This is a genomic window from Mesorhizobium abyssinicae, assembly GCF_049887195.1.
Lineage (GTDB): Bacteria > Pseudomonadota > Alphaproteobacteria > Rhizobiales > Rhizobiaceae > Mesorhizobium > Mesorhizobium abyssinicae.
The window spans coordinates 79719-94219 of record NZ_JARAKC010000002.1 but is presented as its reverse complement, the minus strand read 5'-3'; the positions used below and the strand labels follow the sequence as shown (position 1 = coordinate 94219).

Sequence of the window (14501 nt, the reverse complement as noted above, 5' to 3'; positions counted from 1 at the left end):
CACCGCAATCGAATAGTTTTCGTCTGATCGGCAAATTTGATTCACGTCTGGGCCGACTAGGCGGAAAGGGCGCTCCGCCTCAATACGGCCCGACCCGGTTCTCCGACAGCTTCGATCGCAGCCATCCGCCGAACGCCTGCAGCACCGGATGGTTGGCCTTGGCGTGCTCCGACACCAGGAAATACGACCGCGGCGATTTGATCGCGATGTCGAAAGGGCGCACCAGCCGGCCCTCGTTCAGCGCCTTGCGGCTGGTCAATTCGTCACCCATGGCTATGCCCTGGCCGGCGATCGCCGCAGAGAAGACGAGGTTCATGTCGGAAAAGAAGATGCCGCCTTCGGTGTCGGGGTTCTCCACCTTGGACAGCGCCAGCCAGCGCGCCCAGTCCTCGGTATCGCCGAGATGCAGGAGGTTGGCGCGCAGCACGTCGGCGGGTTTGGAAAAACCGCCGACCTTGTTGAGCAGCGTCGGGCTGCAGAGCGGGGTGAACGAGATCTCGCACAGAAGCTCGGCCGCGCGGTTCGGCCAGTTGCCGACACCGAAGGCGATGAAGGCGTCGGCGTCGGGATTGCTGACGTCGTCGAGCCGCCTCGGCGTCAGGATGTGCAGCGCGACATCCGGGTACATCTGCCGGAACTCGCCGATATGGGTGCAGAGGAACAGCGAGGCGAAGCCCGGCGTGCAGGAGACGGCGAACGAGCCGCCGACGCCGGTGCCGGCGTTGCGCCCCACAGCGTCGCCGAGAACGGTCAGCGCCTTGCGCACGTCGCTGGCGTAGCGCTGGCCGCGCGGGGTGAGCGCCACTCCCTTGCCGATGCGCTCCAAAAGGTCGAAGCCGAGGTCGCGTTCGAGCAGGCGGAGCTGGTGCGAGACGGCGCTGCGGGTGAGGTGCAGTTCGTCGGCGGCGCGCCACACGCTGCCATGACGGGCGAAGCTGTCGAGGGCACGCAGGGCTTGTGTGGATGGTATGCGCAAGGGACCTCAGGTGAACCGAATTTGCACGAGCCGGGAAAACATATCACTTTTTGAAAAGCCGCTTCACTGCTTTCTTCTCACCATGGAGCAACCGGCGACGACATCGGCGCAAGCGACCGCGCTTGCCTGCCTCGACGACATCCAGCCGTCGCTATCGGCATGGACGCGCACCATCTTCGACTTCGGCGAGACCGCCTGGCGCGAGTACCAGTCGGCCGCCTGGTATGTCGAACGCCTGAAGCGCGAAGGCTTTTCGGTCGAGGAAGGCTCGGGCGGCATGCCGACCGCCTTTTGCGCCCACTGGACCAACGGCGCCGGCCCAACCGTCGGCATGTATGCCGAGTACGACGCCGTGCCCGGCAACTGCCAGGATGCGGCGCCGGTGAAGCGACCGCGCCCAGGCCTCGGTGTCGAGGCCGGCGGCCACACCGATCCGCATTCGGGGCTCGGCATCGCCAGCCTAGGCGGCCTGCTCGCCACCAAGGCGGCGATGCAACGCCACGGCATTCCAGGCACTTTGCGCTTCACCGGCGAGCCGGCCGAGAAGGTGAGGGGCTCGAAGCCGATCCATGCCGCCAAGGGCTACTATGACGGCCTTGCCGGCATGATCTCCTTCCATCCTTTCTACATGCTGCCGCTCTGCAACACCGCGCGCTGGGACACCCATTGCGGCGCCGCTTACGCGATGATCTATCGCTTCATCTGCGACGAGCCGGAAAATTGGGTTCGCGCAAGCGATGGCGCTCCCATCCCGCAGGCGCATTCGGCGGTGAGGGCGCCGGGTGCCAACGACGCGCTGATGCTGATGTACATGGCTTCCAAGGCGCTGCGCGATTCCATGCTGCCGCACCAGGGCGGCTGGTCGATCAGCGAGGCGATCCTGACCGCGGGGCAGGCGACCGCCGACAATCTGCCGGCTGGACTGGCCGAGATCCAGTATATGATCCGCGTTCCGACCATTGCCATGGCCGAGCAGGTCACCGCCGTACTCGACCGCAACGCGGAGGCGGCGGCGACCATGAGCGGCTGTCGCCACGAGCGCCATTGGGTGTCGAAGTCGCGGCCAGGCCTCGCCAACCATGCCATGGCCGAGATAACCTACGCGGCGCTTTCGACTGTCGGTCCGCCGCGCTGGGACGAAGAAGCGAGAGCCGTCGCTCGGGAAATCCAGGTCAGTGCCGGCGGGGTCGCGACCGAAAACCCTTTCATCGACGAGCTGGAGCGGCTGATTTCGCCACGGGAGGCCGAGGCGATCCTGCGTCGCGATCTGCCGCCTTCGCAGGTCAACTCGACCTCCGACGATTACACCGACATGAGCTGGCATGCGCCGACGGCGCGTTTCTATGTCGCGCGCCCGGCGCTGCGCTCGGCAAACGGCCATGCCTGGCCAGGCTGGGTGATGAACGCGCTGGGCGCCATTGCCGCGACGATCGACCCGATGGTGACCTGTGCTTCCAAGACTGTTGCGCTGACGGCGCTGCGCCTGCTCGAGGACAAGGCCGCGCGCGATGCCGCCATGGACGAGTTCGTTGCCCGCACCGGCGGTGGCATCGGCGGCGCGAATTGGATCGCGCCGCTCTGCGACTACGAGCCGCCGATCAATTTCCGCTGGCCGGAATATGTCACCACCGCGCGTGGGCGCGACTGGTGGATACCAAGCAGCCAATGATCTCAAGCAGACCACCTCGAGGAGAACAACCATGACCGTCCATGACCGCATCGTCGCCGAGCCGTTCTCGCTGCAGCGCCGCAACCCCAACGGCGGCACCAAGCCGCTGACCGCCTGGGGCTTCGCCAACGAGACCGATGTGCTGACCGACGTCTTGCTCGGCTCGCCGAACTTCCTGCGCCATCTGTCGACCAGCTCGCTGTCCAGAAAACATCTGCGCGAGGCGCCCTGCAACGTCCAGATCGCGCAGGCGCAGCACAAGGACCTGGTCGCCGCCTACGAGCATTTCGGCGTCAACATCCATTGGCATGAGCCGACGCCGGAACTGCCGATGCAGGTCTATTCGCGCGACTCCAGCGTCATGACTCCCTACGGCGCCTTCATCACCGCCATGGCCAACTGGTGGCGGCGCGGCGAGAACTACGCCGCGATCCGCACCTATGAAAAGCTCGGCATCCCTATCTACGACATGGTCACCGCCGGCACTTTCGAAGGCGGCGACTTCAACGTCATCGAGGACGGCGTGGTGCTGATCGGCTGCGGCGGCGCCCGCACCCAGGAGGAGGGCGCGCGCCAGGTGCAAGCCTGGTTCGATAAGGAGGGCTGGGAGACGCGCATTGCCTTCATCGACGAGTACTACGTCCACATCGACCTGATGGTCGTGCCGATCGCCGAAAAGCTTACCGCGGTGTGCCTCGCCTGCACCGAACCCGGCATCGTCGATTGGCTGAAGGGCAAGGGGCACGAGATCATCGACGTACCCTTCCAGGACACGATGGCGCTCGGTTGCAACTTCATGTCGCTCGGCAAGGACAGGGTGATCGCGCCGACGTCGAGCCAGACGCTGATCGGCCAGTTGAGGGCGCGCGGCTTCGAGGTCGCGGCGATCGATATGAGCGAGATCTCCAAAACCGGCGGCGGCATCCACTGCATGGCGCAGGCGCTGAAGCGCGAGAAGGCGTAAGAGGGCGTCACAGGAGCCGGGCTGGCTCAATCCTGGCATCCTTTGTTCTGTCGGACAGAGGATTTCGCCGAGTCGTGAGCTGTCCGGCTTCATCTAGCTCGAATTATTGCTCTACCGCGCAAGCCTCGTTGCCGACGAAAACTTGCGAGAAATCTAACATAAGCGCACACTAAAATGCTGGGGGCTCACCAACAAGATCGGGAGGAAAGCATGAATGCCATGAGCTTCACCACCCTTGACGGCGCTAAGGCGACCGTCGACGCCGCGGCCGTGGACGCTTTCTCGGCGCAAATTCGCGGTACGGTGCTGCGGGAAGGTGACGCCGCCTATGACGGCGCACGCAGCATCTGGAACAGCATGATCGACCGGCGGCCGGCGCTGATCGTGTGCTGCGTCGGCGCCTCCGATGTCGTTGCCGCCGTGAATTTCGCCCGCGAAAACAAGCTACTCGTCTCCGTGCGTGGCGGCGGCCACAACATCGCCGGCAGCGCCGTCTGCGACGGTGGTCTGATGATCGATCTGTCGCTGATGAAGTCGGTGCGGGTCGACGTCGCGGCGCGCCGCGCCTGGGTTGGGCCGGGTGCCACGCTCGTCGATGTCGACAGGGAAACACAGGCCTTCGGACTGACGGTGCCGGTCGGCATCAACTCGACCACAGGCATTGCCGGCCTGACGCTGGGCGGCGGCTTTGGCTGGACCACCCGCAAATTCGGCCTGACCATCGACAATCTCGTCTCCGCCGATGTGGTCACCGCCGACGGCAAGCTACTGCGCGCCAGCCAGAGCGAAAATCCCGATTTGTTCTGGGCGCTGCGCGGCGGCGGCGGCAATTTCGGCATCGTCACGGCGTTCGAGTTCCAACTTCACCAATTCGGGCCGCAAGTGCTGTCGGGCCTCGTCGTCCATCCCTTCGCCGATGCCCAGAAAGTGCTGCGCGAATATCGCGAGGCACTGGAGACCGCGCCCGACGAACTGACCTGCTGGGTCGTCATGCGGCAGGCGCCGCCGCTGCCCTTCCTGCCGGCCGAATGGCACGGCAAGGAGGTGCTGGTGCTGGCCATGTGCTATTGCGGCGACATCGAGGCCGGCGAAAAGGCGACGCGGAAGCTGCGCGCCATCGGCTCGCCGATCGCCGATGTCGTCGGGCCCAATCCGCTCACCGGCTGGCAGCAGGCCTTCGACCCGCTGCTTGCGCCCGGCGCCCGCAATTACTGGAAGAGCCATGACTTCACCGAGCTTTCCGACAGCGCGATCGAGATCACCACGGCGGCGATAGCCAAGCTGCCAGGCCCCGAATGCGAGGTGTTCTTCGCCCATATCGGTGGCGCGGCCGGTCGTGTGGCGGCGGACGCCACGGCGTTCCCGCAGCGCAGCTCGCATTTCGTCATGAACGTCCACGCCCGCTGGCGCGAACCGGCAATGGACAAGGCCTGCATCGACTGGGCCCGCGGTGTCTACGAGGCGACAAGGCCCTATGCCGTCGGTACGGCCTACGTGAACTTCATGCCGGAGGACGAGATCGACCGGGTCGAAGCTGCCTATGGCGGCAACTATCGCCGGCTGCTGGAGATCAAGCAGCGCTACGACCCGCAGAACCTGTTCCGCATGAACCAGAACCTGCGTCCGAAGGAGGGTCTGCGGGCGGCATGACGGCCAGGCATCCGCCGAGGCGACGGCGCGGGCAACCGCGTCGTCGCGCCAACGGGGCTCAGCCGATCACCGCCGGTGTATCATCATAGCTCACCGTCACCAGCTCCGGGTGGCGGTGAGCGAGCGCGAGGATTTGTGTCTCCAATTCGCAATTGTAGGCCATCAGCGCTTTCACCGTCTCTAGCGGGCTCGCGTAGCGGGCGATCAGCTTCTCGGCCTCGGCCTGCAATTCAGCCTGCGCTTCGGCGTCGAGATGCAGGATGCTCATGGCCGCCTCCTTGGAGCCTGCAGCCCATCGAGGCGCCCCTGTAGATGCCCATTGAGTACGATCATCTCCTTCAGCGCCTTCACCGCATCGCCCTTGTGGAGCGCAATGAACTTGTGGGCTACGGCCTGAAGCGCCGCTTCCTGGCGGCTGTCCAGCCTCACGATCAGGTCCATCCCGACACCTCCTCGTATATCGTGTGCGAAGTGAACAAAAAGGGTACAAAATTGTCAAGGGCGAATTGACCGGAAGAGGAATGCGTTCCTATTATTAGGCATGCCTGATACTGACGGAAGACGAAAGCGCGGCGGCGGGCGGCGGCTCAGCAACGCCCATGAGATTGGGCAGCTCGTGCTCGTCCGCTGCGGGTTGTGCAACGTCAAGCGCTGGTATCAGCCCGACGACCTCATGAAGATTTTCGGCGACATTGAACCTGACCTGGTGGGCAGCAAGATGCGCTGCGAGCGCTGCGGCAAGAACGAATTCATGCATGCCGAGACGCAGAGCCCGTCGGCCCTGGAAAGGCAGGGCATCCGGGTGAGGCGACTTGCCGAGATAAGGACGGTGCGGCGTGTCGTGTGGCGGGATGAGCAATAAGAAGGCGGGCGGCCATTGCCAGCTTTGGCTTTTAGAACAACGATCCCTGCGCCGGCGGCTCCGCCGGAAACTTGATCTGCGTCGCCGGCTTGTCGACGATCACCAGCGCGTCGTCCGGCGCCGGGCGCTGCAGCTTCCGCGCTTCCGGCCAGGGCGCGGTCAGCCACGTCACGATCTCCTCCGGCGTGGTCAGGATCACCGGCATCGCCTTCTCGTGGATCGGCGCGATCAGCGCATTGGGCTTGGTGGTCAGGAAGCCGTAGAGCTGATGGTCGCCCGGACCTTCCTTGACCTTGCGCACGCCTTGCCAGGGCGTCCACAGGCCGGCGAAGAAGAACAGCGGCCGATCCTCGCCGCGCGCGAACCAGAAGTTCTTCTGCACCCCGGTCTCGGGGTCCTTGTCGCCAGGCTGGGGCGAGGGCTCGGCGAAACTCGTCACCGGCACCACGCATCGGTTCTCGACGCCGAGGTAAGGCATCCAGTGGGCGTATTGCGGGTTCCGGATGTTGGTGGTGCCGGGGTCGGCATTGCCGCGCATGCGCTCCGGTGGCGTCGGCATGCCCCAGCGCAGACTGGCAAGTTCGCGCGCCCCGTCCGCCGCGTTGCGCACCACCGGGGCGAACTGGTTGGGATAGATGTCGATCGAGGGTTCGAGGTTGCCGATGACGTCGCGCAGGGCGCGCGTCCACTGGCGGATCGCCTCCTGGCTGGTGGTGATGTTGTAGAGGTTGCACATGATGCAGCCCGCCGTCTCACAGGGAGGAATTGTTCGCGCATTTCTCGGCAAAGCGCCAGAGCCGGCCGTGCAAACCCCCCGCCGCGTTGACAGGAGCGGCGAAGCAGCAGAAAGTTTGGCATCTGCTGAAGGAGAGATTCCGTGAAGAAGACCTACGCCAGGCCGGTACTGCTCAAGGCGGGCAAGCTCGGGGCGCTCGCCGCGACCACCGTTTCCAAGGCTCCCTGAGCCAAAGGCTTTTGCTTCGACGAAGCGCTGAGGCACTTGTTGCCTCCGCATCGATCTTTCGCGCCCCCGGCTGGCCCCCCGGCGCCAGAAGATTTGCGCCGCCAATCCCTCCGCCGCCGCAACTCTCCCGCGACCTGGATCGTACCTCATATCACTTTCGGGAAGTTAGGTGGCCCGGCCGCCGAGGGGGGGTGATGTATGGGTTGGCCGCCGGGCCTGACCGGCTTCTGCGACCTCGCCGGCTGCTTGAACATGCGCTCATGCTAATACTTGGGCAATAGCGACCTAGGGCCTAGGACCAACGTGTACCGGCGCCCCGGTCCGCAAGCGCAGGCTGGCGGCGCTTTCCACCCGCGCTACTGCTCCCACCATTTCAGCACCCGCATCGCCCTGAGCGTTACCCACCGCGAGGGCTGGCCTTCGCCGTCGTCGACCTCGAACCACACCCGCCCCGGCAGGCTCCAGTCGAGGGGCCATGTGCCGTCGTCCAGGCGTCTGGAACGAAGATGGTCGATGGCCTCGCCAAGCCGCGGATCGGGATCGGTGCCGGCATGTATCGCGGCGGAGCGGAAATGGTCGAGCGCGCGCAGGATGTCGTAGCGCCAGCGGTTCGGGTGCAGGAAGCGCAGGAACCGTTCGTCGGCCGGCTCGCCCGTGGCGAGGCGGCGAAACAGCTTGCGCTCGAGCAGGAACTCCTCGCCCGACCGGCGCGCCTGCCGCGATTGGTCCGTGCCGCCGGTGGCGCGCTCGAATTCCAGCAGACCTTCCAGCACATTGATCGTGCTGGCGTAGGAGGAACGGAGCGAGCCGTTCGCCCGCTCGCAGTTCCAGCCGCCGTCGTCGAGGCGCTCGCCGATCAGCCTCTCGACGATGGCGGAGACGTCGACGCCGAAATAGGCGCCGTCGGCAACGGTGCGGCCGTTGATGCACTCCTCGACCTCGCCCTGCCAATAGGGCTGGCCGCCTTCGTCCCAGCGTGAATTGGCGCCGACCAGATCGACGGTGCGCCTGGCCCGGTCCGAGGCGGGATCGAGGCCGAACTCGCGCAACTGCGACAGCGAAAAGCACGTCGCCGTCCACGGCTGGCCGTGCTCGCGCCACTCTTCGGGGGTGAAGCCGGCAGGCACGAAGGCGCCGCCCGCCCATTGCCCGTCCTCGTCCTGGCAGGCAAGCAGCCGGGCGCCCCAGCCCTCGCTCTCCACCTTGGCGCGTTCCGCCATCCATACCGGCTCCGGCGCGTCCTGCAGGTCTCGCATCACCTGCCAGCGGATCGACGGATCGGAAGCGAGGAGCCATACAATGACCGGGTCAGTCATGAGCGAGCCTGTCGGCGGGAGATCGATGATTCACTTGTAGCCGCTTCCCTTGGCCGGTGCGAGGTTGATGGGCGCGTAGCGCAGCAGCGTCACGCCCTGGGGCAGGCTTTCCGTCCCGAGCGGCTCCAGCCCCAGCGACAGGCCGACCTGGAAGTACGGCTTGCCGCCGCCAAGCACGACCGGATGCATGTAGAGCCGGTATTCGTCGATCAGACCCGCTCGCGCCAGATGAGCGGCAAGGTCGGCGCCGCCGACGCTGATTTCGCCATCCGTCTCCGCCTTGAGCGACCTTGCAACGGCCTCGGCGTCGCCGCGCATCGGCCGGGCGTTGAGGCCGACTTCGCCGAGCGTCGTCGAGAACACGATCTTCGGCGTTTCCCGCCAGGCGTGGGCAAAGTCGCGCTCGACCTCGTCGTCGGCGGTCTCTCGCTCCAGACTGTCCCAGAAGCGCATCGCGTCATACATCCTGCGGCCGCAGAGAACAGTCGAAGTACGTCTCATTTCGTCGTTGAAATGCCGGTGCAGCTCGCCTTCCGGCACCGGCAAGCCGATATTTCTGTCCGGCCCTTCTATGTAGCCGTCCAGCGACGTCAGCATGGAATAGACGATCCTGGCCATCGGCGTCTCCGTTCCGCTTCGCCAGCATGCATGACCAATTGCATATTGCAATCAGTTTTGCAGCTGACTGATGGTATTTGGCTTCCGGCGCCGGCGGAGCCCGTCAAACCCCCGCGTCGCGGCGCAGGGCCGCGAGGAACAGCAACAGCAGCGCCAGCGCGTTGAGGCAGGCGGCCGCCGCGTGCGAATATTCCCATTGCCGCCTGAGCATCTCCCAGTTGTCGGGCAGCATGGTCCAGTTGCGGGTCGCCCGGTTTGCCGGAAAGGTGAAGCTCCAGAACACGAACTGCGTGGCGCCGATGGCGATGAAGGCAAGCGCCACCAGGCCGAAGGCGCCGCCCGAGCGGTAGAGCACGACCGCAAGTGCCGCGCTCGACAGCAGGGCGCCCAGCACGAGGCTGCCGAACAGGCTCCAGCCGTCATAGGCGCGCTGCGCGGCGAGATAGCTCGTGCCGTCGAGCTTCAGCTTGTTGAGCATCGAGAACAGATGCGCGCCGGCCGGTACGAACGCCAGCGCCGCGAAGATGAAGCTCACCACCCTGAGACCATAGATCGCCATGCCGCTCTCTCCTTCCACGGAGAAGCTAGGGCAGGGGGCGGGCCTGGGAAGGAGGGATCGAAGGCTGGCGCGCCGGCCTCAAAATCCGAAGAACTGCCGTCCGACGAAATAGCCGAGCGCTACGACCACCAGCGGAAACAGCGCCGGCGCCACCTTGCCAAGCAGCGAAGGCCTGATCTCCTGGATCGGAGTGTTGCGCGTGGCGTTGTGGAGGTTCTTGGTCATCATATTAGCGTCGGCTGAACAAATTAATATTTTGCAAACCCCGGCGGGACCAGCCTCCGAAAGCCCTCCAGCCGGCTTGACTCTATCCTCCCCGGGGGGATATTCCCCGCCCCATGTCAGAAGGCATCCACACCTCGCACCCCGCCATCGTCAAGCGTTTGAAACGCGCGCAGGGCCACCTTGCCGCGGTGCTCTCGATGTTCGAGGCGCAACGCCCCTGCGTCGACCTTGCCCAGCAGCTCCACGCCGTGGAGAGCGCGATCAGCAGCGCCAAGCGCGAGCTGATCCACGATCATATCGAGCACTGCCTGAACGACAGCGCCGAGGGGGGCTCGCCTGACGCGCTCGCCGAGCTCAAGCAATTGGCGAAATATCTATGAGCGGTTTTGGCATACGCGTTCTCGACTGGTTCGGCCTCGGTTCGCACGATCACGCCGGACATGGCCACCATCATGACGGTCACGGCCCTCATGGCCATACGCATGGCGTGGTCGACCCCACCATCGCCACCACGACGCGCGGCATCTGGGCGATCAAATGGTCCTTCGTGGTGCTGGCAATCACGGCCGCGCTGCAGCTGGTCGTCGTGCTTCTGTCGGGCAGCGTGGCGCTGCTTGCCGACACCATCCACAATGTCGGCGACGCGGTCACCGCCATCCCGCTCTGGATCGCGTTCATGCTTGCAAGGCGCAAGCCATCGAAGACCTTCACCTATGGCCTCGGCCGGGTCGAGGACCTTGCCGGCATCATCATCGTGCTCATCATCCTGTTCAGCGCCATCGTCGCCGGCTACGAGGCGATCGACAGGTTGATCCATCCAAGGGCGATCGAACTCCTGGGCTGGGTGGCGATCGCCGGCCTCATCGGCTTCATCGGCAACGAAGCGGTCGCCGTGTTCCGCGTCCGCGTCGGCCGCGAGATCAATAGCGCGGCGCTGATCGCCGACGGCTACCACGCCCGCACCGACGGCTTCACCAGCCTGGCGGTCGTCCTCGGCGCCATCGGCGTCTGGGCGGGTTTTCCACTCGCCGATCCGATCATCGGCCTGCTGATCACGATCGCTATCTTCGCCATTGTCTGGCAGTCTTCCAAAGCCGTGCTGACGCGCATGCTGGACGGTGTCGAGCCCGGCATCGTCGATGAAATTCACCATGCGGCCGAGCATGTGCCGGGAGTGCGGCTCGTCGATGCGAGGGCGCGCTGGATCGGCCACAGGCTGCATGCCGACATCGCCATTGCCGCCGATGAGACCCTGCCGCTCGCCGAGGCGAGCAGGCTCGCGGCTATGCTCGAGGACGAACTCTTCCAGCACATGCCGGCGCTGGCAGCGGCCAATGTGCGGTTCGAGCGGCACGATCACTCGCATCAGCACCACCATGGCCACGGCGACCATGCCGGACATCGGGCTGACGCTCGCCGCGTCCGGCGGCTATAGTCCCGCCCGATGCTTCAGACCCTTGTCGATTTCCAGCGCACGATCTACCTGGCGCTCGCCGACCAGATCAAGCTTCTGGCGGCAGGCGGCGGTTGGCTGGCGTTCTTCTCCTTCCTGCCGATGGGCGTCGTCTTTGGCGCCGCCCACGCGCTGACGCCAGGACACAGCAAGGCGGTGCTCGCCACCTATCTCGCCGGCTCGGATACGAAGGTGTCGCGCGGTCTGCTTGCCTCGATCGCTCTTTCCGCCACGCATGTGACGATAGCGGTGCTGATCGCCGTGCTCTCCCTGCCGCTTGTGTCGCTAGCATTGGGAAGCGTCGGTCGGGCGCCGGTGCTCGAAGATGTCAGCCGCGCGCTGCTCGGCGTGATCGGCGCGTGGATGGTCTGGCGCGCGCTTGGCCATGGGCATAGCCACCAGTATGAAGGGGAGGTCGTGGGTTTCATGGCCGGCCTGATCCCGTGCCCGCTTACGCTGTTCGTCATGACTTTCGCCATATCGCGCGGCGTCCCTGGCGCCGGCATCCTTTTTGCGTTGACCATGATGGTCGGCGTTGCGTTGACGCTGTCCTGCGTTGCCGTGCTGTCGATCTTGTTTCGCGAGCGGCTCGTGCATCTCTTCGACAGCCGGCCGCGCCTGTTCGACCAACTCTCGCGCGGCATCGAGGGCGTTGCCGGCCTTGTTCTGGCCGGCGTTGCCGTCTGGCAGGTTACGTTGAATTGAAGCGATAGGTCGCCTGTGTCACTTCACCTTCCGCCGGAACTTCGAATGGCAGCTCGAACAATCCTGCAGGATGAGATGCAGGAGATGCTCCGCCGGCAGCTTGGCAGGATCGACATGCACGGCGTTCGGCCGTTTGCCGAGCAGGCTGCCGCCATCCGTCGGCAGCATCGCGCCCATGCGCATGTCGCTGGTGATTTGCGCCGGCGCCGTTTCGGCCTTTGCGGCCAGCGCCGAGGCGAGTCCGCCGATATGGCGGGCGAGCGCCTCGAATTCAGGCCGCGCCTGATCGATCTCAGCCTTGGCGCCGGAGGGCGCGCCGAGCGTGCCTGACGGAAATTCGGCGATCAGGACGGGGCCGGTGCGGGTACGAAGCGTATCGGCCGCCGTCCGGAAGTCTGCAGCGTCATAGGCTCGCTTGCCGTCGAACATCTCGGCAACGGTTTTCGCCGCCGCCGCCATCGCCTTCATTGAAGCCTGGCGGGCGGCAACGACCGCGTCGCCCGAGGCCACGGCCAGCGGCGAGGACATAACGAGCGAGCCGGTAAGCGCCAGCATCGCCACCCGGGATGCGATGCCCGCCCTCATGCCGTGACGTCGAGAACGCCCATCATGCCGAGTTGCTCATGCTCGAGGATGTGGCAGTGATACATGCGCCGGCCAGGCTGCTCCTGGCGCAGCAGCAGCCGCAGCGTCTCGCCGCGCGCCACGTTGACGGTGTCTTTCCAGGCAAGGAAGGGCGCCCTGGAGATCTTGCCGTCGCGCTCGTGCTCGATCACCTGGAACTGCGTGCCGTGGACATGGAAGGGATGGTCCATGTCGGCCTGGTTGACGATCTCCCAGAGCTCGGTCTCGCCGGCCTTGCCGACGATGTCGACGCGCGCCATGTCGAAGGCCTTGCCGTTGATCAGGAAGCCCATTTCCATGCCGGTGGCATTCATCGCCATGGTTTCGCTGAAGACGAGGCGCCGGCTAAAGGCGGGGGCAGGCAGCGGCGCGATCGGCCGCAGCCTCGCCGGCAGCGGCGGCATCGCTCCTCCCGCGTCTTCGGCGACGTCGACGGTCAGCAGTGTCAGCCCACCGTCTGCCGGGCGACCGGGCCCCATCCAGCCGCGATCGTAGTCAAGCGTGGCGAGGGTGACGGGGCCTGGCCGGCCGAAGGAGACCACCAGTTCGATGCGCTCGCCCGGGCTGAGCAGGATCTCGTCGGCCGCAACCGGCGCCGCCAGCAATCCGCCATCCGTCCCGATGACGGTCATCGCCGCACCGTCGAAGGCGAGCTTCAGGAAGCGCGCATTGGTGGCGTTGTAGAGACGCAGGCGCCGCACCGCGCCTTTCGTCACGGCAAGCCTGGGATTCTTCTGGCCGTTGACCAGCACATGGTCGCCGACGCGGCCGTTCATCAGGTCGGTCGTGGTGTTGGCGGGCATCGAGCCGTCGGCGGCGAGCCTGAGGTCGGTGAGCACCAGTACGGTATCGCCATATTCGGCCGGCACCGGATCGGCCTTGGCCTTGACGACGAAGGCGCCGGCAAGGCCGCGATAGACCTGCTCGGCGGTCGTGCCGTGGGGGTGCGGATGATACCAGTAGGAGCCGGCCGACCCTTCCGGAAGCTCGAAGGCGTAGATGCGGTCAGTGCCCGCCGCCACCGGGTCCATCGGATTGCCGTCCTGATCGGCCGGCACCGGCATGCCGTGCCAGTGGATGGTGCTGGCCTCGCCTTCGATCCGGTTGGCGAAGGTGATCTCGACGCGGTCGCCCTCGAAGGCCTCGATCAGCGGCCCGGGGCTCGTGCCATTATAGGCGAGGATCGGCGTGTCCAGCCCTTCGGCGAAGCGCGTGACGGCCGCTTCCGCCGTTAGCCGTGCCTTGAACAGGCCTGGCCGGCCGGCCGCGTTGGCGAGCAGCGGCAGGTCGCGCAACACCTCGCCCTCGGGCAGGGTGACGGCGCCTTCGGCCATCGCGGCCATGTCGTGCCCGGCATGGCCGCTCATGTCCATGCCGGACATGTCGTCCAGCTTCATCTGCGCCAGCGCGCGTGGGCTCGCCAGAACCGTCGCCAGGCCTGCCGCCAGAAAACCGCGTCGATGCATCGTTTGCTCCTGGATATCGAGGGAGTCCGCCGCCGGATTTCTCCACGCTAAGGGTTCCAGTTGCTGGAAGGTCAAGCCGGATCGAGGGCTGAGGTCGGAAATTCAACGGAAGGGCGGCGGCGGGCTGATGGTCGTTATCGACGTCACGTGATCGCGGCAATCGGCTTCTTCAATCCGGCGTTGCGCCCGGGAGCCTGGAACTCTTTCCGCTCCGGTCGGGTTCATAAGCGAGGCGAACCGCCATGGACGACAAACAGCCTGCCGAAAACCACCCGGGAAGGATCCTCGCCACCGTGCTGGCGATCTGCCTCATCATCATCGCCTTGTTCTTTATCGGCTTCAGATATTCGGAGCGCGACCAGGGGGCCTTGATCGTGGCCGGAGGGGTGCAAGGCAGCGAGTGAATCGGCCCGAAGCTTTTGCCTGACGGGCCGAAGATTCACGCCGGCT

Annotated in this window: 17 protein-coding genes and 1 pseudogene; 8 read left to right on the top strand and 10 right to left on the bottom strand. The window is 65.6% G+C overall.

Annotated features, from left to right (window positions below; translation table 11 throughout):
• Window positions 1–79 precede the first annotated feature (79 nt).
• The gene (locus PU724_RS04960; RefSeq protein WP_126055475.1) at window positions 80–976 is read right to left on the bottom strand and encodes a LysR substrate-binding domain-containing protein; all 897 of its coding nucleotides are present in this window, start codon (window positions 974–976) and stop codon (window positions 80–82) included.
• An 82-nt stretch (window positions 977–1058) separates the two neighbouring features.
• Between PU724_RS04960 and PU724_RS04955 the strand changes: the two genes are divergently transcribed.
• The 3 genes from PU724_RS04955 to PU724_RS04945 all read left to right on the top strand — a co-directional run bounded on the left by PU724_RS04955 (window position 1059) and on the right by PU724_RS04945 (window position 5259).
• Window positions 1059–2645, top strand: coding sequence for a zinc-binding metallopeptidase family protein (locus tag PU724_RS04955; protein WP_354420607.1), 1587 nt, complete (start codon window positions 1059–1061; stop codon window positions 2643–2645).
• Between the two features lie 31 nt (window positions 2646–2676).
• Complete coding sequence (locus PU724_RS04950) at window positions 2677–3609, top strand: dimethylarginine dimethylaminohydrolase family protein (protein ID WP_127311353.1); 933 nt, start codon at window positions 2677–2679, stop codon at window positions 3607–3609.
• A gap of 210 nt (window positions 3610–3819) precedes the next feature.
• Complete coding sequence (locus tag PU724_RS04945) at window positions 3820–5259, top strand: FAD-binding oxidoreductase (protein WP_354420605.1); 1440 nt, start codon at window positions 3820–3822, stop codon at window positions 5257–5259.
• 58 nt (window positions 5260–5317) lie between these two features.
• Here the strand turns inward: PU724_RS04945 and PU724_RS04940 are convergent, their stop codons facing one another.
• Both PU724_RS04940 and PU724_RS04935 read right to left on the bottom strand, forming a co-directional pair.
• On the bottom strand, window positions 5318–5527 hold the full coding sequence (locus tag PU724_RS04940; RefSeq protein WP_127286627.1) for a hypothetical protein: 210 nt from the start codon (window positions 5525–5527) through the stop codon (window positions 5318–5320).
• A complete protein-coding gene (locus tag PU724_RS04935; protein WP_354420602.1) occupies window positions 5524–5700 on the bottom strand; it encodes a hypothetical protein in 177 nt (58 codons plus the stop codon). The genes PU724_RS04940 and PU724_RS04935 overlap by 4 nt, the downstream gene beginning before the upstream one ends.
• A 100-nt stretch (window positions 5701–5800) precedes the next feature.
• Here PU724_RS04935 and PU724_RS04930 point away from each other — a divergent pair, with 100 nt between their 5' ends.
• Window positions 5801–6121 carry a hypothetical protein gene (locus PU724_RS04930; RefSeq protein WP_292101888.1) on the top strand — a complete coding sequence of 107 codons (321 nt, stop codon included), beginning with the start codon at window positions 5801–5803 and terminating at the stop codon, window positions 6119–6121.
• Between the two features lie 31 nt (window positions 6122–6152).
• Here the strand turns inward: PU724_RS04930 and PU724_RS04925 are convergent, their stop codons facing one another.
• The 5 genes from PU724_RS04925 to PU724_RS04905 all read right to left on the bottom strand — a co-directional run bounded on the left by PU724_RS04925 (window position 6153) and on the right by PU724_RS04905 (window position 9803).
• Window positions 6153–6857, bottom strand: coding sequence for an SOS response-associated peptidase (locus PU724_RS04925; protein ID WP_292169220.1), 705 nt, complete (start codon window positions 6855–6857; stop codon window positions 6153–6155).
• 584 nt (window positions 6858–7441) lie between these two features.
• Window positions 7442–8401: a squalene cyclase gene (locus PU724_RS04920; RefSeq protein ID WP_354420600.1), complete on the bottom strand. Its 960-nt coding sequence runs from the start codon at window positions 8399–8401 to the stop codon at window positions 7442–7444.
• A gap of 30 nt (window positions 8402–8431) precedes the next feature.
• Window positions 8432–9019, bottom strand: coding sequence for a dihydrofolate reductase family protein (locus PU724_RS04915; RefSeq protein ID WP_354420598.1), 588 nt, complete (start codon window positions 9017–9019; stop codon window positions 8432–8434).
• Window positions 9020–9122: 103 nt separating this feature from the next.
• Window positions 9123–9578: a hypothetical protein gene (locus tag PU724_RS04910; protein WP_127311823.1), complete on the bottom strand. Its 456-nt coding sequence runs from the start codon at window positions 9576–9578 to the stop codon at window positions 9123–9125.
• 78 nt (window positions 9579–9656) lie between these two features.
• Window positions 9657–9803 (bottom strand): hypothetical protein, encoded by a 147-nt coding sequence (locus PU724_RS04905; RefSeq protein WP_189605964.1) that lies wholly within the window; start codon window positions 9801–9803, stop codon window positions 9657–9659.
• A gap of 113 nt (window positions 9804–9916) precedes the next feature.
• On the opposite strand from PU724_RS04905, the gene PU724_RS04900 reads away from it, so the two are divergent.
• The 3 genes and pseudogenes from PU724_RS04900 (at window position 9917) to PU724_RS04890 (ending at window position 11961) form a co-directional block, all read left to right on the top strand.
• Window positions 9917–10183: a metal-sensing transcriptional repressor gene (locus tag PU724_RS04900; RefSeq protein ID WP_354420595.1), complete on the top strand. Its 267-nt coding sequence runs from the start codon at window positions 9917–9919 to the stop codon at window positions 10181–10183.
• Window positions 10180–11190 (top strand): annotated as a pseudogene (locus tag PU724_RS04895) (cation diffusion facilitator family transporter); the annotation flags it as partial. The gene PU724_RS04900 and the pseudogene PU724_RS04895, both read left to right, overlap by 4 nt.
• Window positions 11191–11247: 57 nt before the next feature.
• A complete protein-coding gene (locus PU724_RS04890; RefSeq protein ID WP_354420593.1) occupies window positions 11248–11961 on the top strand; it encodes a nickel/cobalt transporter in 714 nt (237 codons plus the stop codon).
• 18 nt (window positions 11962–11979) lie between these two features.
• Here PU724_RS04890 and PU724_RS04885 read toward each other — a convergent pair whose 3' ends face one another.
• Window positions 11980–12546, bottom strand: a complete 567-nt coding sequence (locus PU724_RS04885; protein WP_128347007.1) for a cytochrome c — start codon at window positions 12544–12546, stop codon at window positions 11980–11982.
• Window positions 12543–14051 carry a multicopper oxidase family protein gene (locus PU724_RS04880; RefSeq protein ID WP_354420591.1) on the bottom strand — a complete coding sequence of 503 codons (1509 nt, stop codon included), beginning with the start codon at window positions 14049–14051 and terminating at the stop codon, window positions 12543–12545. The genes PU724_RS04885 and PU724_RS04880 overlap by 4 nt, the downstream gene beginning before the upstream one ends.
• Window positions 14052–14293: 242 nt before the next feature.
• Between PU724_RS04880 and PU724_RS04875 the strand changes: the two genes are divergently transcribed.
• Window positions 14294–14455, top strand: coding sequence for a hypothetical protein (locus PU724_RS04875; protein ID WP_354420589.1), 162 nt, complete (start codon window positions 14294–14296; stop codon window positions 14453–14455).
• Window positions 14456–14501 lie beyond the last annotated feature (46 nt).

Bases quoted from the DNA above. Each gene is read 5' to 3' on its own strand.
- PU724_RS04875 (WP_354420589.1), top strand. From the start codon at position 14,294: ATGGACGACAAACAGCCTGCCGAAAACCACCCGGGAAGGATCCTCGCC.
- PU724_RS04935 (WP_354420602.1), bottom strand. From the start codon at position 5,700: ATGGACCTGATCGTGAGGCTGGACAGCCGCCAGGAAGCGGCGCTTCAG.
- PU724_RS04890 (WP_354420593.1), top strand. From the start codon at position 11,248: ATGCTTCAGACCCTTGTCGATTTCCAGCGCACGATCTACCTGGCGCTC.
- PU724_RS04885 (WP_128347007.1), bottom strand. From the start codon at position 12,546: ATGAGGGCGGGCATCGCATCCCGGGTGGCGATGCTGGCGCTTACCGGC.
- PU724_RS04940 (WP_127286627.1), bottom strand. From the start codon at position 5,527: ATGAGCATCCTGCATCTCGACGCCGAAGCGCAGGCTGAATTGCAGGCC.
- PU724_RS04905 (WP_189605964.1), bottom strand. From the start codon at position 9,803: ATGACCAAGAACCTCCACAACGCCACGCGCAACACTCCGATCCAGGAG.
- PU724_RS04920 (WP_354420600.1), bottom strand. From the start codon at position 8,401: ATGACTGACCCGGTCATTGTATGGCTCCTCGCTTCCGATCCGTCGATC.
- PU724_RS04910 (WP_127311823.1), bottom strand. From the start codon at position 9,578: ATGGCGATCTATGGTCTCAGGGTGGTGAGCTTCATCTTCGCGGCGCTG.
- PU724_RS04925 (WP_292169220.1), bottom strand. From the start codon at position 6,857: ATGTGCAACCTCTACAACATCACCACCAGCCAGGAGGCGATCCGCCAG.
- PU724_RS04955 (WP_354420607.1), top strand. From the start codon at position 1,059: ATGGAGCAACCGGCGACGACATCGGCGCAAGCGACCGCGCTTGCCTGC.
- PU724_RS04945 (WP_354420605.1), top strand. From the start codon at position 3,820: ATGAATGCCATGAGCTTCACCACCCTTGACGGCGCTAAGGCGACCGTC.
- PU724_RS04900 (WP_354420595.1), top strand. From the start codon at position 9,917: ATGTCAGAAGGCATCCACACCTCGCACCCCGCCATCGTCAAGCGTTTG.
- PU724_RS04880 (WP_354420591.1), bottom strand. From the start codon at position 14,051: ATGCATCGACGCGGTTTTCTGGCGGCAGGCCTGGCGACGGTTCTGGCG.
- PU724_RS04915 (WP_354420598.1), bottom strand. From the start codon at position 9,019: ATGGCCAGGATCGTCTATTCCATGCTGACGTCGCTGGACGGCTACATA.
- PU724_RS04950 (WP_127311353.1), top strand. From the start codon at position 2,677: ATGACCGTCCATGACCGCATCGTCGCCGAGCCGTTCTCGCTGCAGCGC.
- PU724_RS04930 (WP_292101888.1), top strand. From the start codon at position 5,801: ATGCCTGATACTGACGGAAGACGAAAGCGCGGCGGCGGGCGGCGGCTC.